This window comes from Glutamicibacter halophytocola (assembly GCF_001302565.1).
In the GTDB taxonomy this organism is placed as follows: Bacteria; Actinomycetota; Actinomycetes; order Actinomycetales; family Micrococcaceae; genus Glutamicibacter; species Glutamicibacter halophytocola.
In genome coordinates, this window is the sequence record NZ_CP012750.1 from 541,919 (window position 1) to 559,953 (window position 18,035).

Here is an 18,035-nt window from a genome sequence, read left to right on the forward strand (position 1 = left end):
TAAACTCGAGAACTATGGCTATCGGCGCGACTATGCACACTTTTGAAGTTCAACTTGCTGATGTAGATCGCGGGGTTTACGAGGATCTGTCTCTGCGCGTGGCGCAGCATCCTTCTGAAACCGATGCCTACATGATCACGCGCGTTCTGGCTTACTGCTTGGAATACGAAGAAGGGATCACCTTCTCGGCCGGTGGCGTATCCACGGGCGAAGAGCCAGCGATCCTGGTCAAGGATCTGACTGGGCTGATCACGGCATGGATTGAAGTAGGTGCGCCGGATGCACAGAGGGTTCACCTTGGCAGCAAACGAGCAGACCGCGCGGCCATCTACACTCACCGGGATCCTGCCAAGCTGCTTTCGGCCTGGCGGGGCAAAACCATTCACCAAGCTGAAGATATTCGCTTTCGATCTTTTGATTCCGTTTTCATTGATGAGGCGGTGCGCTGCCTAACCCGCAGAAACACAATGTCCGTTTCGGTGACCGAAGGCCAGATCTATCTTGAGCTGAATGGAACGAATTTGGAGACGCAATTCAGCGAACACGCTATTGAGTAGTAAACATTAATCTCTGCTTCAACTGACCTTGAGGTGGAGGTCATGCGCGCGCGGAAGCATGGCTGGTGTTCATCAACAACACCAAAGGAAATCCACCATGAAACTGCGCAACATCACCCTCGGGGCAGCAGCCCTCTGCCTGGTTGCCGGAGTTAGTGCACCGGCAGCAGCAACGGAGATTGAGTCATCGGATTCCGGCCCTTTGGTCATTGGGCACCGTGGCGCTGCAGGTGTAGCACCGGAGAACACCTTGGAAGCCATCAAGGCCGGAAGCCAGTCGGGTGCCGAATTCATCGAAATCGATGTCCAGCTTTCCAAAGACGGCGTCCCGTTCATCTTCCATGACGGAACTCCGGCCCGAACCACAAATGTTGAAGACGTGTTCCCAGAACGTGCTAACGATCCGATTACTTCGTTCACCTGGGCTGAATTGCAGCAGCTGGACCCCGGCTCGTACTTCTCAGCCAGTTTTGCCGGTGCCAAGATTCCGCACTTCGATGATGTTCCCGGCGCATTGGCTGGCCAGACCGGCGTGTTCATCGAGATCAAGGACCCCGCGAAGTCCCCTGGAGTCGAACAGGTAGTCGCTGACGCTCTGGCTAAGAATGGCCAGTGGAAGTCCTTGCTGGAGTCCGGAAAGATTGAAGTTCTTGGTTTTGATGCGGCCTCCAACGAACGTTTCGCCCAGCTGGCCCCTGAGGTGCCATTGCAGCAGCTGACCGGAACCGTTCCCTCGTCGCAGGAACTGGAGCACTACGCAACCTATGCTGATGCTTTCGGCACCAGCTACCGCACTCTCGACGCGGCCGGGGCACAACGCGTGAAGGATGCCGGCCTGGGGCTGGGCGTCTACACGGTCAACGCTCCTGAAGCGGCCGACGAAGCCATGGCTCTGGGCGTCGAGCGCATCACCGGGGACTTCCCGCAGCAGATTGATCGACACCTCGAAGGGCAGAAGGTCTTCCCCGCAAACAACGGCGTGCTGATATCGGATGCCGTCAACGATGTGCCAGGCAGCGATGTCACCCCGGAAAACGGCGAACACGTCATCGTGGAGAACACCAGCCAGCGCACCATTGACGTCAGCGGCTACCTGATTCGCGATGCGGCCAATAACAAGCTGCAGATCGGCGAAGGCTACGAGCTGGCACCGGGCGCGAAGCTGCGTGTGTACTCCGGACCAGGCACCAACAGCGATGAAGCGTTCTACGTTGACGGAGCAGGCGTGCTGAACAACGACGGCGACTCGCTGGCGTTGTGGAATGCCAAGGGCAAGCTCACCGACCTTTTCGCAAACTAGTGCGCATCTGGTTCTAGGCAAAGCAAAACCCCGGAAATCCAAAGGATTTCCGGGGTTTTCATTGGCGGTGACGGTGGGATTTGAACCCACGGTACGGGGTTACCGTACACAACATTTCGAGTGTTGCACCTTCGGCCGCTCGGACACGTCACCAGACCTGATAACTCTATACCGAACCAAAGGTGAATACAAAAACGAGAGCGCGATAATCGCCCTGAAGTGGCTCGAAACACACAAATGGGGGCGATTAGCCGCGTTTTGCCTTGAAAAATTCGCGCAAGAGTTCGGCGCATTCCTGCTCTTTGACCCTCGAATAGACTTCGACCCAGTGGTTCAAGCGCGGTTCGCGCACGATGTCGAACACCGATCCACAGGCTCCGGCCTTTTCATCCCAGGCACCAAAAACAAGTTTGGGGATGCGAGACAGGACGATTGCGCCGGCGCACATGGCGCAGGGCTCCAATGTGACCACTAGTGTGCAGTCGGCCAGGCGCCAACCGTCGTCTTGGCCGCGTTCTTCCAAGGCCCGCACCGCATGGCGAATGGCGACCACTTCGGCATGGGCGGTGGGGTCTTTGATCGCTTCGCGCTCATTGCGCCCGGTGGCCAGCACACGGCCCTCGGGGGAGATGACCACCGCGCCGATCGGCACGTCGTCGGTGGCCAGCGCCGCGCGCGCCTCGTCCAAAGCGAGGTCCATCCAGGCATCGTATTCGTGCACCATAGTGCTTTTACTCTACGTGCTTTCGGGCGTCCAAGGCTGGCCGTGGCGCGCAATTCCTGTTTCCTTGGGCACACCAAACTCGTTGGACAGCGGAATTTCGGGCGCTTTCCTCGATTCGCCCGCCGGTGTGCTGATAGATTTCTACTTATGCGCGTACAGGTAGTCGACCACCCGCTGGTGGCACACAAGGTATCGGTTCTTCGAGATAAGAACACCCCGTCTTCGATCTTCCGCCAGCTGACCGATGAACTGGTCACCCTGCTGGCTTATGAGGCCACCCGCGAGGTGAAGACCGAAAGCGTCCAGGTCCAGACCCCGGTCGCCACCACCATCGGCACTGCCATTGCCAAGCCAACCCCGCTGGTTGTCCCCATCCTGCGTGCCGGACTGGGCATGCTCGAAGGCATGACGCGCCTGGTCCCCACCGCAGAGGTCGGCTTCCTGGGCATGGCCCGCAATGAGGAAACCCTGGACATCATCACCTACGCGGATCGCGTGCCCAACGACCTGACCGGCCGCCAGGTCTTCGTGCTGGACCCGATGCTGGCTACCGGCGGCACCCTGGCCGAGGCGATCAAGTTCATTTTCGATCGCGGCGCCGAGTCCGTAACCTGCATCTGCCTGATCGCGGCCCCTGAGGGCGTCGCCCGCCTGGAAGAAATCCACGGCGACGACAACCGCGTGCACGTAGTGCTCGCTTCGCTGGATGAGAAGCTGAACGAGAAGTCCTACATCATTCCAGGCTTGGGCGATGCCGGTGACCGCCTGTACGGTGTCACCCCGCCTATCGCCTAGCAAGCACCAGGCAATAGCCCAGAGGCTGCGGTTACTTGACCGCGGCCTCTGGCGTTTTCGGCCCAGTTTCCTCGCCGGCTAGCGGCAGGCGAACCTCGAAGACGGTATTGCCGGGCTCGGAGCTCACGGAAATGCTGCCACCGTGCGCTTCGACGATGCTCTTGGCGATCGGCAGTCCCAGCCCGGTTGTTCCATCGGAACCGGAGCGCGCCTTGTCGGCACGGGTGAATCGCTCGAAAACCTTCGGCAGGAACTCTGGGGCAATGCCTTCGCCGGTGTCGTGCACCTCAAGCACCGCCTCATCGGTCTCGTCGTCCTGGTCCACCGTCACGGTGACCGTATTGCCAGCAGAGGTGTGCTTGCGCGCGTTGGCCAGCAGGTTGGTGATCACCCGGCGCAGCGAGGCTGAGTCGCCGAAAACCATGGTCTGCTCGGCGCAGCACTCGAATTCCCAGTGATGGTCGCTGGCGGTCAGCTTGAAGTCCTCGGTGATGTCGGCGGTGAGCATGCCCAAATCAAGCCTGCTGCGCTTGAACGAATTTTCTTCGTCCAGTCGTGCCAACAGCAATAGATTCTCCACCAGCGACCCCATCCGGCTGCTTTGCTGCAAGACCCGGTCGATCGAGCGCTGGCCGTCAGGGGAGAAGTGCTCGGTGGCGGAGAGCAGCTCGGTGTAGCCGCGAATTGAGGACAACGGGGTGCGCAATTCATGCGAGGCATCGGCGACAAACTGGCGCATCTGGGCCTGCGACTTTTCGCGAGCGGTCAGCGCCGTGGAGACGTTGCTGATCATGGCGTTCAGCGCGTTGCCGACATTGCCGACTTCGGTTCCCGGGATCGCATCCGCGGAAGGGACCCGCTGGGTCAGCGCCACCTTGCCCGAATCCAGGTCCTCGGCAGCAACGGATGCGGCCACGGAGGCCACGCGCTTGAGCGAGGCCAGCGAGCGGGAAATCAGCCACGAGCCGGCCAATCCGGCGCCGGCGATCAGGATCAGGGCGATAAACAGCGTCAGCCAGGCCATGCCGCGCAGGGCCAGGTCGGTGCCATGCAGCGGCAAGCCGACGATCAGGATCCCGTTGGAGCCCGAATCCTTGACTGCGACCAGGTAGTAGTCGCCCACGGTCAGATGGGCCCGTACCGGATGGAAATTATCCTTGTCGGGATGCAGGTCGCTGAGTTCAAGGTCCACCATCGGGATGGCATCTTCCTGGCTCAGCTGCTGCCGCTCGCCGGTGCGCTCGTCGAGCACCCCGCCGTTGAAGACATATTTGTCGACAAAGCGCGCGGTCAGGGTGCCGGCAGCCTGGCCCGGGGCATCCAAGCGGGAGTTCACCGCGGGAGCGCCCTGCGAATAATTCAGTGCGCGCTCGGTGGTCAGACGCAGCTGGCTATTGAGCTGGTCCATCAGGGTCTGGCGCATGCCGGCGTTGTACAGCAGGCCGAGCAGCACGGAGACCGCGGTGAGCGAGGTCAACAGGATGAGCAGGAGCTTGCGCTGCAAGGAATGCGGCGAGCTGACCTTGGTGCTGGGGGAGAAAAAGCTCATGCCGCCGGCTTCAGCACATAGCCGACGCCACGCACGGTATGGATCATTGGCTCTGCATCAACGTCGATCTTCTTGCGCAGATAGGAGATGTAGAGTTCGACGATATTCGCCTGGCCGTCGAAGTCGTAGTGCCACACGTTATCGAGGATCTGCGATTTGGACACCACGCGCCGGGCGTTGCTCATCAGGTAGCTGAGCAGGTCGAATTCTGTGGCGGTCAGCGAGATATCGCGACCAGCCCGGGAGACATCATGCGAATCCATATTCAGCACCAGATCCCCTACTACCAGTTCGGCGGTATCCGCGGCGGCTGCCCCGGAGCGCTCAACCAGGCGGTGCAAGCGGATCAGGACTTCTTCGAGGCTGAATGGCTTGGCCACGTAGTCGTCGGCCCCCGCGCCGAGCCCTTCGATGCGATCTTCCACCGCATCCTTGGCCGTGAGGAAGAGGACCGGGATCTCGGGGAAATGGGTGCGGACCTTGCGCAGCACTTCTGGGCCATCAAAGCCTGGCAGCATCCAGTCCAAAACGAGGACGTCCGGTGCCAGCGAGCGCGCGGTGGCTACAGCTTCCGGGCCGTCATGAGCCATGGTGGCTTCCCAACCGAGCATGCGGGTTCCCATGGCGACCAGTTCGGCCAGCGAGGGTTCGTCGTCAACGACGAGGACTTTGATGGGGGTGCCGTCGGGATGGGTGAGGCGGGGCAGCTGCGAAGGTGAAAACCGGGATTCATTCATGTTTAACAGCCTCTCCTATTGCCTTGGGGTAAGAATATGATTTTGCTGTGTGCGAGCTATGACTGCATGTCGAGTTTATGCAGGAATTTTGCTGACCGGTAGTGCTTAATTTGGTCAAGCCTTGCGTTCGGCGAATGATTGGAGTGTGGACAACGCTATGGGGTGAATGGATATTCAGGGACGTGAATGGACTGGTCGGTATGCATGATCTGGTCGGAAAGCTTGAGCATATTGAGTAGTTAAGCGCTTAGATACCCTAGATATGCCTAAAGTGTCCTGCATCACCTTTGGGCGTTTTCATCTCACTATATGGACAGCCGCCTGGTTTGTTACTTGCAAGTTGACAATGTTACGAGGAAACTAGATGTGTGAGTACGGCGCAGAACAGCAAAAAGCATCCCGGCGGACAGCCGAGGTTTGCCGATGCATGTTGCAATCGAATGCTCGGCGTCAACGGCGCAAAAACGGAATTATGAGCCTTTCATAATCGAGATTTTGCCGGTCGTTGACGGGAAACCCAACTGCTGGACGTGGACGAAGGCCGCGAACAGCGCAAGCAAAACCCGAAGCACGAGCGCCAAGCCACTTGGCCTTCGCACTAAAAGAGGAAATCATCATGTCGGCTGGATCCGGATACGTCCACGTTTCAATTCGCAACGCGCAGAACCGCGCAGCTGCTGCACAGCGCCAGGCAGCTGGCAACTATGCACCAGCGGGCTATCGCCCACTGCGCGCTGTTTCCAGCGTCCAGGAAACTCGTGAAGCCGCTCATCAGCCGACCAGCACCCCGGTACAGCCAGTGGGCCAGGCAAGCGCTGACACTTCAGCCCGCGGCTTCGTGCTGTATGTGGGCCTGGATGAAACCGCAGCCCAGGCACAGGGCACCTCGCTGGGCAAGCTGGCTACCCAGGTTCGCGCATTCCTCGCTACCCTCTCGCCGCAGGCGCAGACCCACGCGGCGGTAGCCTTGGCGCCAACCAGCGCCCAGGGCGAGCCTATTGATGTTGTCCGCCAGGCGCTGGGAGACCCAACCGTCTCGCGCCGTCCGCGGGCCGAAGCCCGTCCAAGCACCCCGCGCCCATCGGGTGTGCTGATCGACCTGTCCCGCCGCGAGGTGTACCTGGACGGCGAGACCCTGAACCTGACCTTCAAGGAATTCGAGCTGCTGAACTTCCTCGTGGAGAACGGCACCCGCACCGTCGGGCGCGAAGAGCTGCTGGAAAACCTGTGGCGCAATGCCGAAGAGGTGCCCAATGAGCGCACCATCGACGTGCACATCCGTCGCCTGCGCTCCAAGCTGGGCCGCCTGGCCAATACCGTGCGAACCGTGCGCGGCCAGGGCTACCGCTTCTACGAGCACCCGGAAGTTGTCGTCTGGGCAGCTCCTGAATACTCGATCTAGTTTCATCACCTGGCAGCGGCGGGCAAACCATATTCGGTTTGCCCGCCGCTGCTGTCTTAAGCTGGGAAGATGAACACCATGCATTCGCGCAAGCTCATCTTGATGCGCCACGCCAAGGCCGACTACCCGCTGGGCGTCGTGGATCACGATCGGCCGCTGGCTGCCCGAGGGCACCGCGAGGCCCCATCGGCCGGCGCCTGGCTGGTGGAACAGGATCTGGTTCCCGACTACATCCTGTGCTCGGACGCGTTGCGGGCCCGGTCCACCTGCGCATGGGTGCTCTCGGAACTGGGCGAAAAAGGGCCAACGCCCTATGTGGACTCGCGAATCTATGGCGCCGGTGTCGCGCAGCTGTGCTCCATCATCAACGAGGTGCCCGATACGGTGAGCAATCTGCTGGTGATCGGGCATCAGCCGGTTCTCCAGGAACTGGCCCTGCGGCTGGCCTCGGCCGACTCCGATGAAGAAGCCGTGTACGAGCTGGCGATGAACTATCCAACGCTCGGTACCACCGTGCTGGAAACCAGCTACCCGTACTCGCATCTGGATGTTCGCGATGCCCGCGTCACGCATTTCCTTGCGCCGCGGCCAGAATGAGAAAACTCTCACCAAGTTTATTCTTATCTACTAGTCAACCCGCGTTATATGGATGATCTGCGGTTATGAGAAGCAGATGAAAGCCCTCTCATCGATTGCACCACAAGGCCTCAGTCCTCGTTCATCTTCTCTTAATCATTGCTCTATTCACTAAGGACTGTTGGCACCGCAGCCAGCACCGGAACACCATCAGGTGCACCGGGCCTTGCGTGAAAGAGGAATGGGACCATGGCCGTCATCGCAGAAACACTTCCAGTTCAGAGCACCGCCGCACGCAAAGACGTGCAGCAGCGCATCGACGCTGCACGTGCCCGGGCAATCCGGGCCGCCTACACCACCCGCTTCGTCGCCGCGGAACTGCAGCGCAATCCGCAGGACTTCCAGATCGTGCGCCAGACGCGGATGGTTCCAGGCCCCGGAGACGTGGTGATCGCGAAGGTGACCGAGCTGGGCAAGCATAAGCATTTGCAGTCCCCTGCCTCGCGCCGCCAGCTGATTTTTGCTGGCCAGGAAATCATGGTGGCCTACGGCCACCGCTACGCGCCGGACCAGTTCCTGGCGCACGTTCCCCAGGATCTGGGGCCCTGCCAACTGGTGGCCGGAGGCGGCGTGGCCAGCGAAGTGATCGAGCAGCACGCATCCATCGACCAAGCCACGCAGCTGGAACCGGTGGGGCTGCTGGTGCGCCACGGCAAGGTGGTGAACCTCCTGGACTTCGCGCCGCTGGACATCAACAACGATTCGCCCCGCGCAGCGCACGCCGGAGCGGTGCGCCCGCCGGTCATTGCGGTGCTGGGCACCTCGATGAACTCCGGGAAGTCCACCACCCTGGGCTGCCTGGTCAATGGGCTGGTCAACGCCGGGATGAGCGTGGCCGCGGGCAAGGCGACCGGCACCGGGGCCGGCAACGACCCGAACCTGTTCATTGATGCCGGAGCGTTCAGCGTGTGCGACTTCACCGACTTCGGCTACCCGACCACCTACCGGCTGGACTATGAGACGGTGCGCTCGCTGCTCGTGGCGATGATCCGGGAGCAGCGCGCCAGCGGAGCAGATGCGGTGATCATCGAGATCGCCGACGGGCTGTTCCAGGGGGAAACCTCCCGATTGCTGGCCGACCCGATGTTTGCCGAACATGTGGACCGGGTGCTGTTCAGCGCCCAGGACGCGCTCGGGGCGCAGGCCGGGGAGCGCATCTTGCTGGAAGCCGGGCTGGATCTGGCCGCGGTCAGCGGGGTGGTGACCGCTTCGCCGCTGGCCGCGCAGGAAGCCCAGAGCCAGCTGTCCACCCCGGTGATCGGCACCTTTGAGCTGTGCCAGGCCGAGGTAGCCACCAGCCTGCTGCGTGCCAAGTAGTGCAGCCATTGGCATCTGGGGACCGCTTGCCCCGGCTGGTTGCGCCAGGGCGGCGCAGGCTGCTGGCGGGGCTCTTGGGCCTGGGCATTCTCGCCGGCCTGCTCTCGATCGCCATCGGCTGGCTGATCGGGCAGCTTTCCGCTGGTTATGCCACCGCTGCGCTGTGCGCCGTGATTGGGCTGGTGATCGGGTTTTTTGCGGCGAAGTATCTGGAACGGGTGCTCGCCGAGAAACTCGGGCAGCACTATGTGGCGCAATTGCGGCGCGGGCTGATCGCCCATGCGCTGCGCAGCGCGCGCGGGCCTTCGGCAGGGATCACCATCGCCCGCTCCACCAATGACCTGTCCTCGATCCGCAACTGGATTGTGCAGGGCCTGGTGCCGCTGGTGGCGGGGCTGCCGTTGTTGCTGGTCAGCGGTGCCGGGTTGTGGCTCTTGCATCCCTTGCTGGCCGCGAGCCTGGGGCTGACGCTATTGCTCGAGGCGGCGCTTTTGGCGGGCCTGGCTGGCGGGACTTTCGCCAGCGCCAGGAGCCTGCGCCGGCATCGAGGGAATTTGGCGGCCCGGATCTCCGACACCGTGGCCGCGCGAACCGCGATCGCCGCCGGGGGAGGGATCGACCGCGAGGTGGCGCGGGTGCAGGGTTCTGCGCAGAAGGTGATCGACGCGTCGGTGCAACGGGCCCGCTATGCCGCCGCCCTGCGCGGCTCGGCATTGGCCGTGCCGCTGCTGGGCACCGCGCTGGTGGTCGGCGTCTGCGCGGCGGCTGGCCTGCCTGGCTCCGCGGTGGCTACGGCGTTGACGCTGATGGGGATTTGCGCCGGAAGCCTGGGCGAATGGGGCAAGGCGGTGGAGTACCGGCAGAACTACAAGGCCGGGCGCCGGATCCTGGCCCCGCTGCTGGCCCAGGAAGAGCAATGGCGAGGCAGCGACGCGCGGCAGGCCAGCACCCGGGATGCCAGGGAGCTGCTGGGCCAGCCTTCGGCGGTGCGGATCCATCCGCCGGCGCGGGATCCGGACCGCTTCCCGGTGCTGCGCGCCCAGCCGGGCGAACGCATTGAGGTGCTGGGGACCCAGGAGCAGTGCTCCAGGCTGTTGGCGGCCATCGCCACCGGGAGCTATGGCCAGTGCGGCCAGGGCCAAGCCGGCGTGTGGATCGCCGAAGGGCGCAGCGAGGACCTGCCTGAAGCCTCCCGGCGCAAGCTGGTGGGCGCGGCGCTGGAATCGATGGTGCCAGAACGCGGCAGCCTGGGGCGGGCCCTGCGCTACCGCCACCCCGGAGCCTCGATGGGCAAGGCGCTGGCGCTGGCCGCGCAGTGCGGGCTGGACCTGGCAGCGCTGCCGCAGGCGGAGGAGACCAGGCTGCGCCGAGGCGGGCAGCCGCTGGGACGCGGCCAGCAGGCGGCGCTGCTGGTGGCCCGCGCCCTGCTGCGCGAGCCGCCGGTGCTGGTGCTCGATGAGCTGGCCACCCGGCTGCCGGCCCAGGGCTATGCCCAACTGCTGGAATGGCTGGAGCGCTACCCGGGAGTGGTGATCTACTCCGGGCAGCTGCCGGGGATTGAACCGACTAGCTCGTGGCGTGCGGGCGGGTGGCCAGCAGCCCGTCAACCGTGAGCATCACGGCGCTGATGACCTGATCGCGCGCCAAATCCGTGCGGCCGGTGGCCCGCATCCGGGCGGTGAACAGGGCGGCGCCGAAGATGGTGGTGGCCACCGGGAATTTTTCGGCCTCGTCGAGCCGGACCAGGCGTTCGAGGACCTGGAGCAGCACATCGGTGACCTGGCGATGCAGCGTCGTGGTGCTGAAGTCGCTAGTGTCATCGGCGCGCAATTGCTCCTGCATCCACAGCTGGACAAAGGCCGGGTAGCTGGCCACGAAGTCCATGGCGAATTCCACCATGTGCTTCAGCGCCAGGTAGGGCTGCGGCCCGGCGGCTGCGCGGTTCAGCTCGTCCATCAGCTTCTGCGCGCCGAAGTCGAGGATCTGGCTGATCAGCTCGTCCTTGGACCCGAAGTTGTAGTAGACGGTGCCCTTGGACACCCCGGCGGCCGCGGCGATCTGGTCCACCGAGACGGCCTCCGGGGCCCGGGTGCCCAGCAAGGTCATGGCCGCCTCGAAAATCCGCTCCTTGGAATCGGTGGCGCGCACCCGCCGGCGCTGGCTGGCTGGCGTGGTCATTCCTTGAGCTCCGGCTGCAGGACCTTCAGGGTCCAGGTCTTGTTCTTCCGCACCGCGAGCATGCTCAGCAGCAAGCCCAGGGCGGTGTAGATCAGCAGCGAGCCGAGCACGGTGGAAAGCACGCCCAGATCGGCCCCGTACACCAGGTGGCGCATGCCGATCACCACGTTGCCCATCGGCAGGATCTGGTGCAGGAACTGCAGCGGCTCCGGCAGGGTCTCCCAGGGGAAGGTGCCGCCGGCGGTGATCAGCTGCAGGACCATGAGCACCAGCACCAGGAACTTTCCTGCGGTGCCCAGCAGGGCGAAGAACCCCTGGATCAGGGCGCTGAAGCACAGGGCGGCGCAGACCAGCAGGAGCCAGGCCATCCATGGGTGGGCGGTGGTCAGGCCCAGGCCGAAGTGCACGGCTGCGTAGAGCAGGCTGGTTTGCACCACCGCGATGGCGGCGAAAGGCAGCCACCCGCCGATCGAGATCTTCCAGTTGCTTCCGTTGGAGAGCAGCGCGCGCTTGGTGATCGGGCGCATGACCTGGGTGAGGACCAAAACGCCGATGTAGGTGGCCAGGGTCATGAAGAAGGGGGCCAAGCCGGCGCCATAGGACTGGGCTTCGGCCTGCTTGACGTTATCCAGCGCCACCGGGGAGCCGATGACGTCGGCCAGCTGGTCGCTGGTCTTCTGATCCGGGTTCGGGACCTGCTTGACCCCGTCATGCAGGCCGCTGGAGAGCTGCGAGGATCCGTCTTCGAGCTGTCCGGCGCCCTTGGACAGGTCGCCGACGCCGTCGGAGAGCTTGACCAGTCCGCCGTGCAGCGCATCGGTTCCCTGCACCAGGGTTCCGGCGCCTTCATCGAGGGCTTTGGCGCCGCCGGCAGCCTGGGAGGTTCCGGCCAGCGCCGACTTTTCCCCGGCGGCCAGTTTCTTGGCTCCGTCGTTGGCGCTGTGGGCGCCGGTGGCCAGTGCGGCCGAGCCGTCGGCGGCGCTGGAAATGCCATCCACCAGGCTTGGCACCGCGGCGTCCAGCTTCTTGGTCCCCTCGGCCAGAGTGCCCAGGCCGGTGGCCAGCTGCTGATTGCCATCGGCGACCTTTTCGGAGCCATCGGCAAGCGCGTGCAATTTCGACTGCATTGACGACAAGCCGCTGTTCACCTGGTCCACCTTGGATTCCAGGGCGTTGGGCAAAGCGGATTCCTCGACGCTCTGGCTGATCGTGGACTTGATGGCCTTGGCCTGTTCGGCGCTCAGCGTGCCATCGGCGACCAGCTGATCCAGCTGCGCCTGGGCGTCGGTTTTGACGTTTTCCAGCCGCTGGTCGGTGTCGGCCTGCAGCTGGTTGATCACCGAGATCGCCTCATCGGCGGTGGTGGCCAGCTGCTGGTTGCCGTCGGCGACCTGGCGCGAGCCGGTGGCCAGCTGATCGGCAGCGCCCTTGGCGCTCTGGGTGCCGTCGTTGAGCTGGCTGACCGAGTTCGGGAGGGACTTGGTCTTGGCCTGCATGGTTTGCAGCCCCTTGCTCAGCTTGTCCGCGCCCGTGGCCAATTCGCCGGTGCCGTCGGCCAAATCGCTGGCCCCATTGCTCAGCTTTTTCTGTCCGGCCAGCAAATCCTGCAGTCCTCCCGAGAGCTGGGAAGTGCCGTCCTTGAGCTTCACGCTGCCCTCGGAGAGCTCGCTGCTTCCGTCGACCAGCTTGGTGGTGCCATCGGCCAGGGTGAGCACGCCGTCTCCGAGGCTCAGGGTTCCGTCGTAGAGCTTCTTCGCGCCGTCGGCGGCATCGCCCATGGAGCTGTGGATGTCCACAAAGCCGGCGATCATTGCCGAGGCGGTTTCCGTGCCGACCTCTTCGGAAACCGAGGTGCGCACCTCTCCGGCGAGGGTGCGCGCAAAATTGGAGACCATGAAGTTGTTCGCGTCGTTGGTCAGCAGCTCAAGGTCGGCCTGGTCGGCATCCTTGAAGTCGCCGGGGGAGACCAGCGCTGCCGAGAAGTCATCGGGCAGCACCAGGGCGAACGCGTATTCGCCGCTGGCTACGGCGTCTTCGGCTTCTTTCCGGGTGTCGAGGTGGGCCCAGCTGAAGGTGCCGTCCTCTTCGAGGTTCTCCACCACGTCATCGCCGACGCGGGTGAACTCGCCGTCCTTTTTGGCTCCGTCATCGAGGTTGACCACGGCCGCGGTGACCTTGTCGAGGTTTCCCTGCGGGTTCCAGTTGGCATAGAGGTAGAGCGCTCCGTAGAGCAGCGGTACGCAGGTCAGGGCGATCAGCGCCAGCTTTGGCAGGGTGCCGCGGGTCATGCGCTTGAGTTCGGAGAGCGCGAGCTGCAACGTCGTCATTAGTTGTCCTTTGCTTCGCTGGCTGGTTCGGGAAGATCCAGATCCAGTTCTTCCTGCACAAATTCTTCGGCTGCCGGCTCTTCTTCCTCCGGCGCCTCGTCGATCAGCAGTGCCGTATCGAGCAGGCCGGTTTCCGGCGGGGAAATTTCAAGGGGTTCTTGCCAGCTGGAGCCCAGGTGGCTGACCGGCCCATCCCAGTCGTAGGGGACATTGGCGACGATGGCGACCACCGCGAATTCGCGGTGCGATTCGGCAAAGTCCAGCAGCAGGCCCAGCCACATCTCGTCGTGCATGTCGTGGCGGTCAGGGGAGTCGAGGACCAGCGATTGGATTTTCGGGTTCTCGGCGGCCAGCAGCAGCAGCAGTTCAAGGCGCCGGACCGGGTCGATGGCATCGGCCCATTGCGTGGCGACATCACTGAATCCGTGCTGTTCCATCCACTTCTTGGGCCGCGGCTTGCGCCAGATCGGGCCGGGGATCAAGGCGAGATCCTCGACGATGACATCGCGGACCTTCATATGGGATTCGGGCTCGTTGACCTCGGGGGAATCGAGCAGGGCGGTGTGCTGGCGCAGGGTTTTCAGCGAGTCGGCGTGGCCCCAGGACACCGCGCCGGTGGTGGGCTTCATCCGTCCGCTGAGCGCGAGGGCCAGTGCGGTGCGCGAAATTTGCGGGTCGGCAACCACGAGGTGGACCTCGCCGGGCATGACCTGCAGCGAGGTAGGCGGCACCAGCTGGTCGTGGCGTCCATTGACGGTGACTGAATCTGCGATAAGCACAGTTACAGACTAATTGAACTGACCGGTCAGTTCAATTAGTGCGAATATTCCTTTAATCACCTCTGGACGTAAACCGCTTGATGCTTTTGGATGGTTCTTGGATAGGCCTTGCAAAGACCGGGTGAAGTTCATGAGTCGTTCACCGGACTTTGATTATCTTCAGGCCTGGACACCATCGATCATCAACTGAGGGACATCATGAGCAAAAGACGAACTACGCGCATTGCAGCAGTGTTGTTGTCAGGGGCGGTTGCCGCAACCAGCTTCAGCGCAGCCCAGGCCGACACCATCGAGATCACCCCGATCGAGCAGGTGCAGGGCACCGGCGACAGCTCTGCGCTGGCTGGCCAGCAAGCCACCGTGCGCGGGGTGGTCACCGGCGCCTACGCCGAGGGCGGGATCCGCGGTTTTTACCTGCAAAGCGCCGGCACCGGGGCCCAGCTGCCAACCGGCGGCAGCCCGGCGGTATTCGTTTACGCTCCCGACGAGGTGTCCTCCGTGCAGGTGGGGGATCACCTGCAGGTTTCCGGGACTGTCAGCGAGTACTATGGGCTCACCCAGATCAAAGCCGAAAGCGTCCAGGGCCTGGAGGAAGCCGCCGAAGCCATCAAGCCGCTGGCCATCTCCCTGCCCAGCGACGAGGCCGGGCGCGAGCAGATCGAATCCATGCTCGTAGAACCGCAGGGCGAGTTCACCGTCTCGGATAACTACTTGCTGAACCAGTACGGCGAGCTGAGCCTGGCCATGGGAACCAGCTCGATCCTGCCAGGTGAAAAATTGCTCCGCCAGCCCACCGATGTTTTTGCCCCGGGCAGTGGCCAGGCTGCCGCGCTCGCCGAAGAAAATGCGCAGCGCTCCATCGTGGTTGACGACGGCGCCACGCTGAACTTCAGCACCGCCAAGAACACCACGGTGGCCCTGCCCTACATTGACGCCGAACAGCGGGTCAGCGTTGGCGCCAACGCCGCCTTCACCGGTCCGATGATCCTGGACTACCGCTACGATTTGTGGCGGCTGCAGCCCCAGGGCCAGGTGATTGGCGCTGACGACGCGGACATTGCCCTGGCATTTGAGCAGATCGACAACGAAGCACCGCAAGAAGTAGGCGGCAATGTGAGTGTCGGCAGCTTCAACGTGCTGAACTACTTCACCACCACCGGAGACCAGCTCGAAGGGTGCAAGTACTACACTGACCGCGAGGGCAATCCGCTGACCGTGCGCCAGGGCTGTGATGCCCGCGGAGCTGCCAACGCGGAGAGCTTCGCACGCCAGCAGTCCAAGATTGTTGCGGCGCTGGGCAAGTTCACCGCCGATGTGGTGGTGCTCGAAGAGATCGAAAACTCGGCCCGTTCCGGACAGGACCGCGACGCCGCCCTCGCCCACCTCGTGGAGCAGCTGAACTCGGCTGCCGGCCAGAAGATCTGGAGCTACGTGCCAAGCCCGGCGGCTATTCCGGCTGACGAAGATGTGATCCGCACCGCGATCATCTATCGCGCCAAGACGGTGAAGCCGATTGACGAATCGGTCATCCTCGACGATGAGGCCTTTGGCAATGCCCGAGATCCACTGGGCCAGGCTTTCCAGAAGGTCGGCGGCAACCAGAACACCCGTTTTGTCGTGGTGGCCAACCATTTCAAGTCCAAGGGATCCAACCCCGATGACGGTTCGGGCAATGCCGACTCCGGCGACGGACAGGGAGCCTGGAATGCCGACCGCGTTGAGCAGGCCAAGGCCCTGGTTGGCTTTGCCGATCAGCTCAAGCAGTCGCGCAATACCCGCAAGGTGCTGCTGGCTGGAGACTTCAACTCCTACGCCGCCGAGGATCCAATCCGGGTGCTCGCCGATGCGGGCTACGTTGACCTGGGCGCCTCGGCGGATTCGCAGAGCTACATCTATGACGGATTGAGCGGTTCCCTGGACCATATTCTGGCCTCGCCAGAATTGGCCGCCAAGGTGACCGGGCAGGATATCTGGAATATCAACGCCATCGAATCCGTGGGCTATGAATACAGCCGCTACAACTACAACATCACCGACCTGTTTACCGCGAACCAGTACCGCTCATCGGATCATGATCCGGTGCTCGTCGGACTGGAACTGAATAAAAAGGGCTAGTTGCCGCCCCTTTGATTGGCCGGGCACCCTTCCTCGTGAAGGGTGCCCGGCCAATTTTTCTTTGGGGCTTGACAAGAAAGTTCCATCGTGGAGAATTGATGAAGAAGTTTTGTGAGAGCGCTCACAAAATCACTAAGCGGAGCTGCTTTCATTGCCATGGCAAGCAGGGTTCAGGGATGGGCCCTATTATTTTTGCTGTATTTTGAGAGCGCTCTCAAAATTAGTTGGTCCCACCCACTCGCACGAACCGAACTTGAATGGAGTCACCGTGAACCCCTCACGAACAACTCGGCTTGCCAAGGTACTAGCACTGACCTCAAGCATCGCACTGCTCGCCGCAGGCTGCTCATCGGGCGAAAGCAAAGACGCCGTCCAGCCAGCCTCGGCCGAGAATCCCGTGACCCTGGCGGTCACCACCTTCGGCACCCAGGGACTGGATCCCCTCTACAAGAAGTACGAACAAGAGAACCCGGGCGTCACCATCGAAGCCACCAATATCGACACCGGCGGCAACGCGCTGACCGACTGGAAGACCAAGCAAGCCGCCGGTGCGGGCTTGCCGGATGTCCAGGCCGTGGAAGAAGGCTGGCTCGGCCAGGTCATGACCGTCTCCGACAGCTTCACCGACCTTAATGAATATGGCGCGGGCGAAATCTCGGGCGACTGGGTGGACTGGAAGGTCAAGCAGGCCACCGATGCCAACGGGCGAACCATCGGCTACGGCACCGACATCGGCCCCATGGGCCTGTGCTTCAACAGCAAGCTCTTCAAGGATGCCGGCCTGCCCAGCGATCGCGACAAGGTGGCCGAACTCTTCGGCGGCGACGACGCCACCTGGGAGGATTTCTTCTCTGTCGGCGAGGACTATGTGAAGAAATCCGGCAAGGCCTTCTACGACCAGTCCGGTTTCGTCTGGAATGCCATGGTCAACCAGCTCGATGAAGGCTACTACAGGACCGACGGCACCTTGAACATCGACTCGAACACCGAACTGCGCCAGCGCTGGGACCAGCTGTCCGCTGCGGCGTCCAAGGGTCTGTCTTCGGGGCAGACCCAGTGGGACTGGGGCAAGGGCCAGGCCTTCGTTGATGGCTCCTTCGCCGTGATGCCGTGCCCAGGCTGGATGCTGGGCAATGTCAAGGGCCAAGTCGAAGGCGCCGGTGGCGATGCGAAGGACGGCTGGGACTTTGCCGATGTCTTCCCGGGCGGCCCGGCCAACTGGGGTGGCGCATTCTTGACGGTGCCAAGCACCTCCAAGCACCCTGCCGAAGCAGCCAAGCTGGCCCAGTACCTGACCAGCGCCACCTCGCAGGCCATTTCCTTCGAAGAAGCGGGAGCCTTCCCGAGCAACCTTGAAGCCCAGAAGTCCAAGGCCGTCACCGGCGAGAACGAGCTGACCAAGTTCTTCAACGGCGCACCCATCGGCGAAATCCTCGGCCACCGTGCCGAAGGAGTGAAGGCCCAGTTCAAGGGCGCCGAGGATTCGGTCATCCAGGAGCAGGTCTTCGGGCCAGCAACCATCGCCATCGACCAGGGCACCGACGGCGAAGCGGCCTGGAACAGCGCCCTGTCAACGCTGCAGGAACTGGACATCAAGTAATCCGATAGCCACCACCGCA

15 protein-coding genes and 1 tRNA gene are annotated in these 18,035 nt (G+C 62.8%); 9 read left to right on the forward strand and 7 right to left on the reverse strand.

The features are described from left to right. Window positions 1–14: 14 nt before the first annotated feature. Window positions 15–557: a YaeQ family protein gene (locus tag AOZ07_RS02485; protein ID WP_060700565.1), complete on the forward strand. Its 543-nt coding sequence runs from the start codon at window positions 15–17 to the stop codon at window positions 555–557. A gap of 97 nt (window positions 558–654) precedes the next feature. Then, window positions 655–1,857, forward strand: a complete 1,203-nt coding sequence (locus AOZ07_RS02490; RefSeq protein ID WP_060700566.1) for a glycerophosphodiester phosphodiesterase family protein — start codon at window positions 655–657, stop codon at window positions 1,855–1,857. 62 nt (window positions 1,858–1,919) lie between these two features. Here the strand turns inward: AOZ07_RS02490 and AOZ07_RS02495 are convergent. Both AOZ07_RS02495 and tadA read right to left on the reverse strand, forming a co-directional pair. After that, window positions 1,920–2,010 (reverse strand) — tRNA-Ser (locus tag AOZ07_RS02495). Window positions 2,011–2,104: 94 nt separating this feature from the next. Next, window positions 2,105–2,581, reverse strand: a complete 477-nt coding sequence (gene tadA / locus AOZ07_RS02500; protein WP_060700567.1) for a tRNA adenosine(34) deaminase TadA — start codon at window positions 2,579–2,581, stop codon at window positions 2,105–2,107. A 147-nt stretch (window positions 2,582–2,728) separates the two neighbouring features. Between tadA and upp the strand changes: the two genes are divergently transcribed. Next, on the forward strand, window positions 2,729–3,376 hold the full coding sequence (gene upp / locus AOZ07_RS02505) for a uracil phosphoribosyltransferase (protein ID WP_060700568.1): 648 nt from the start codon (window positions 2,729–2,731) through the stop codon (window positions 3,374–3,376). Window positions 3,377–3,407: 31 nt separating this feature from the next. Here the strand turns inward: upp and AOZ07_RS02510 are convergent, their stop codons facing one another. After that, window positions 3,408–4,925: a sensor histidine kinase gene (locus AOZ07_RS02510; protein ID WP_060700569.1), complete on the reverse strand. Its 1,518-nt coding sequence runs from the start codon at window positions 4,923–4,925 to the stop codon at window positions 3,408–3,410. After that, window positions 4,922–5,662, reverse strand: a complete 741-nt coding sequence (locus AOZ07_RS02515; RefSeq protein WP_022875560.1) for a response regulator transcription factor — start codon at window positions 5,660–5,662, stop codon at window positions 4,922–4,924. Before AOZ07_RS02515 ends, AOZ07_RS02510 begins: the two co-directional genes overlap by 4 nt. A gap of 616 nt (window positions 5,663–6,278) precedes the next feature. Here AOZ07_RS02515 and AOZ07_RS02520 point away from each other — a divergent pair. The 4 genes from AOZ07_RS02520 to AOZ07_RS02535 all read left to right on the forward strand — a co-directional run bounded on the left by AOZ07_RS02520 (window position 6,279) and on the right by AOZ07_RS02535 (window position 10,630). Continuing rightward, entirely contained in the window at window positions 6,279–7,064 is a 786-nt protein-coding gene (locus AOZ07_RS02520; protein ID WP_060700570.1) for a winged helix-turn-helix domain-containing protein, read from the forward strand. Between the two features lie 69 nt (window positions 7,065–7,133). Next, a complete protein-coding gene (locus AOZ07_RS02525; protein ID WP_060700571.1) occupies window positions 7,134–7,661 on the forward strand; it encodes a SixA phosphatase family protein in 528 nt (175 codons plus the stop codon). Between the two features lie 228 nt (window positions 7,662–7,889). Continuing rightward, window positions 7,890–9,017, forward strand: a complete 1,128-nt coding sequence (locus AOZ07_RS02530) for a hypothetical protein (protein WP_060700572.1) — start codon at window positions 7,890–7,892, stop codon at window positions 9,015–9,017. Window positions 9,018–9,025: 8 nt separating this feature from the next. Continuing rightward, complete coding sequence (locus tag AOZ07_RS02535) at window positions 9,026–10,630, forward strand: ABC transporter transmembrane domain-containing protein (protein ID WP_194943760.1); 1,605 nt, start codon at window positions 9,026–9,028, stop codon at window positions 10,628–10,630. Here AOZ07_RS02535 and AOZ07_RS02540 read toward each other — a convergent pair. The 3 genes from AOZ07_RS02540 to AOZ07_RS02550 are packed head-to-tail and all read right to left on the reverse strand — an operon-like array spanning window position 10,584 to window position 14,301. Beyond that, window positions 10,584–11,195, reverse strand: a complete 612-nt coding sequence (locus AOZ07_RS02540) for a TetR/AcrR family transcriptional regulator (protein WP_060700574.1) — start codon at window positions 11,193–11,195, stop codon at window positions 10,584–10,586. The genes AOZ07_RS02535 and AOZ07_RS02540 overlap by 47 nt on opposite strands. Continuing rightward, window positions 11,192–13,522 (reverse strand): YhgE/Pip domain-containing protein, encoded by a 2,331-nt coding sequence (locus AOZ07_RS02545; protein WP_060700575.1) that lies wholly within the window; start codon window positions 13,520–13,522, stop codon window positions 11,192–11,194. Before AOZ07_RS02545 ends, AOZ07_RS02540 begins: the two co-directional genes overlap by 4 nt. Further along, on the reverse strand, window positions 13,522–14,301 hold the full coding sequence (locus AOZ07_RS02550) for a hypothetical protein (RefSeq protein WP_060700576.1): 780 nt from the start codon (window positions 14,299–14,301) through the stop codon (window positions 13,522–13,524). Before AOZ07_RS02550 ends, AOZ07_RS02545 begins: the two co-directional genes overlap by 1 nt. 198 nt (window positions 14,302–14,499) lie before the next feature. Here AOZ07_RS02550 and AOZ07_RS02555 point away from each other — a divergent pair, with 198 nt between their 5' ends. Beyond that, a complete protein-coding gene (locus tag AOZ07_RS02555; protein ID WP_060700577.1) occupies window positions 14,500–16,416 on the forward strand; it encodes an ExeM/NucH family extracellular endonuclease in 1,917 nt (638 codons plus the stop codon). Window positions 16,417–16,684: 268 nt separating this feature from the next. Next, a complete protein-coding gene (locus AOZ07_RS02560; RefSeq protein ID WP_060700578.1) occupies window positions 16,685–18,016 on the forward strand; it encodes an ABC transporter substrate-binding protein in 1,332 nt (443 codons plus the stop codon). The last annotated feature ends 19 nt before the right edge of the window (window positions 18,017–18,035 follow it).

Coding starts and splice junctions, on each gene's coding strand:
- AOZ07_RS02485 (WP_060700565.1), top strand. CDS start 15: ATGGCTATCGGCGCGACTATGCACACTTTTGAAGTTCAACTTGCTGAT.
- AOZ07_RS02490 (WP_060700566.1), top strand. CDS start 655: ATGAAACTGCGCAACATCACCCTCGGGGCAGCAGCCCTCTGCCTGGTT.
- tadA (WP_060700567.1), bottom strand. CDS start 2,581: ATGGTGCACGAATACGATGCCTGGATGGACCTCGCTTTGGACGAGGCG.
- upp (WP_060700568.1), top strand. CDS start 2,729: ATGCGCGTACAGGTAGTCGACCACCCGCTGGTGGCACACAAGGTATCG.
- AOZ07_RS02510 (WP_060700569.1), bottom strand. CDS start 4,925: ATGAGCTTTTTCTCCCCCAGCACCAAGGTCAGCTCGCCGCATTCCTTG.
- AOZ07_RS02515 (WP_022875560.1), bottom strand. CDS start 5,662: ATGAATGAATCCCGGTTTTCACCTTCGCAGCTGCCCCGCCTCACCCAT.
- AOZ07_RS02520 (WP_060700570.1), top strand. CDS start 6,279: ATGTCGGCTGGATCCGGATACGTCCACGTTTCAATTCGCAACGCGCAG.
- AOZ07_RS02525 (WP_060700571.1), top strand. CDS start 7,134: ATGAACACCATGCATTCGCGCAAGCTCATCTTGATGCGCCACGCCAAG.
- AOZ07_RS02530 (WP_060700572.1), top strand. CDS start 7,890: ATGGCCGTCATCGCAGAAACACTTCCAGTTCAGAGCACCGCCGCACGC.
- AOZ07_RS02540 (WP_060700574.1), bottom strand. CDS start 11,195: ATGACCACGCCAGCCAGCCAGCGCCGGCGGGTGCGCGCCACCGATTCC.
- AOZ07_RS02545 (WP_060700575.1), bottom strand. CDS start 13,522: ATGACGACGTTGCAGCTCGCGCTCTCCGAACTCAAGCGCATGACCCGC.
- AOZ07_RS02555 (WP_060700577.1), top strand. CDS start 14,500: ATGAGCAAAAGACGAACTACGCGCATTGCAGCAGTGTTGTTGTCAGGG.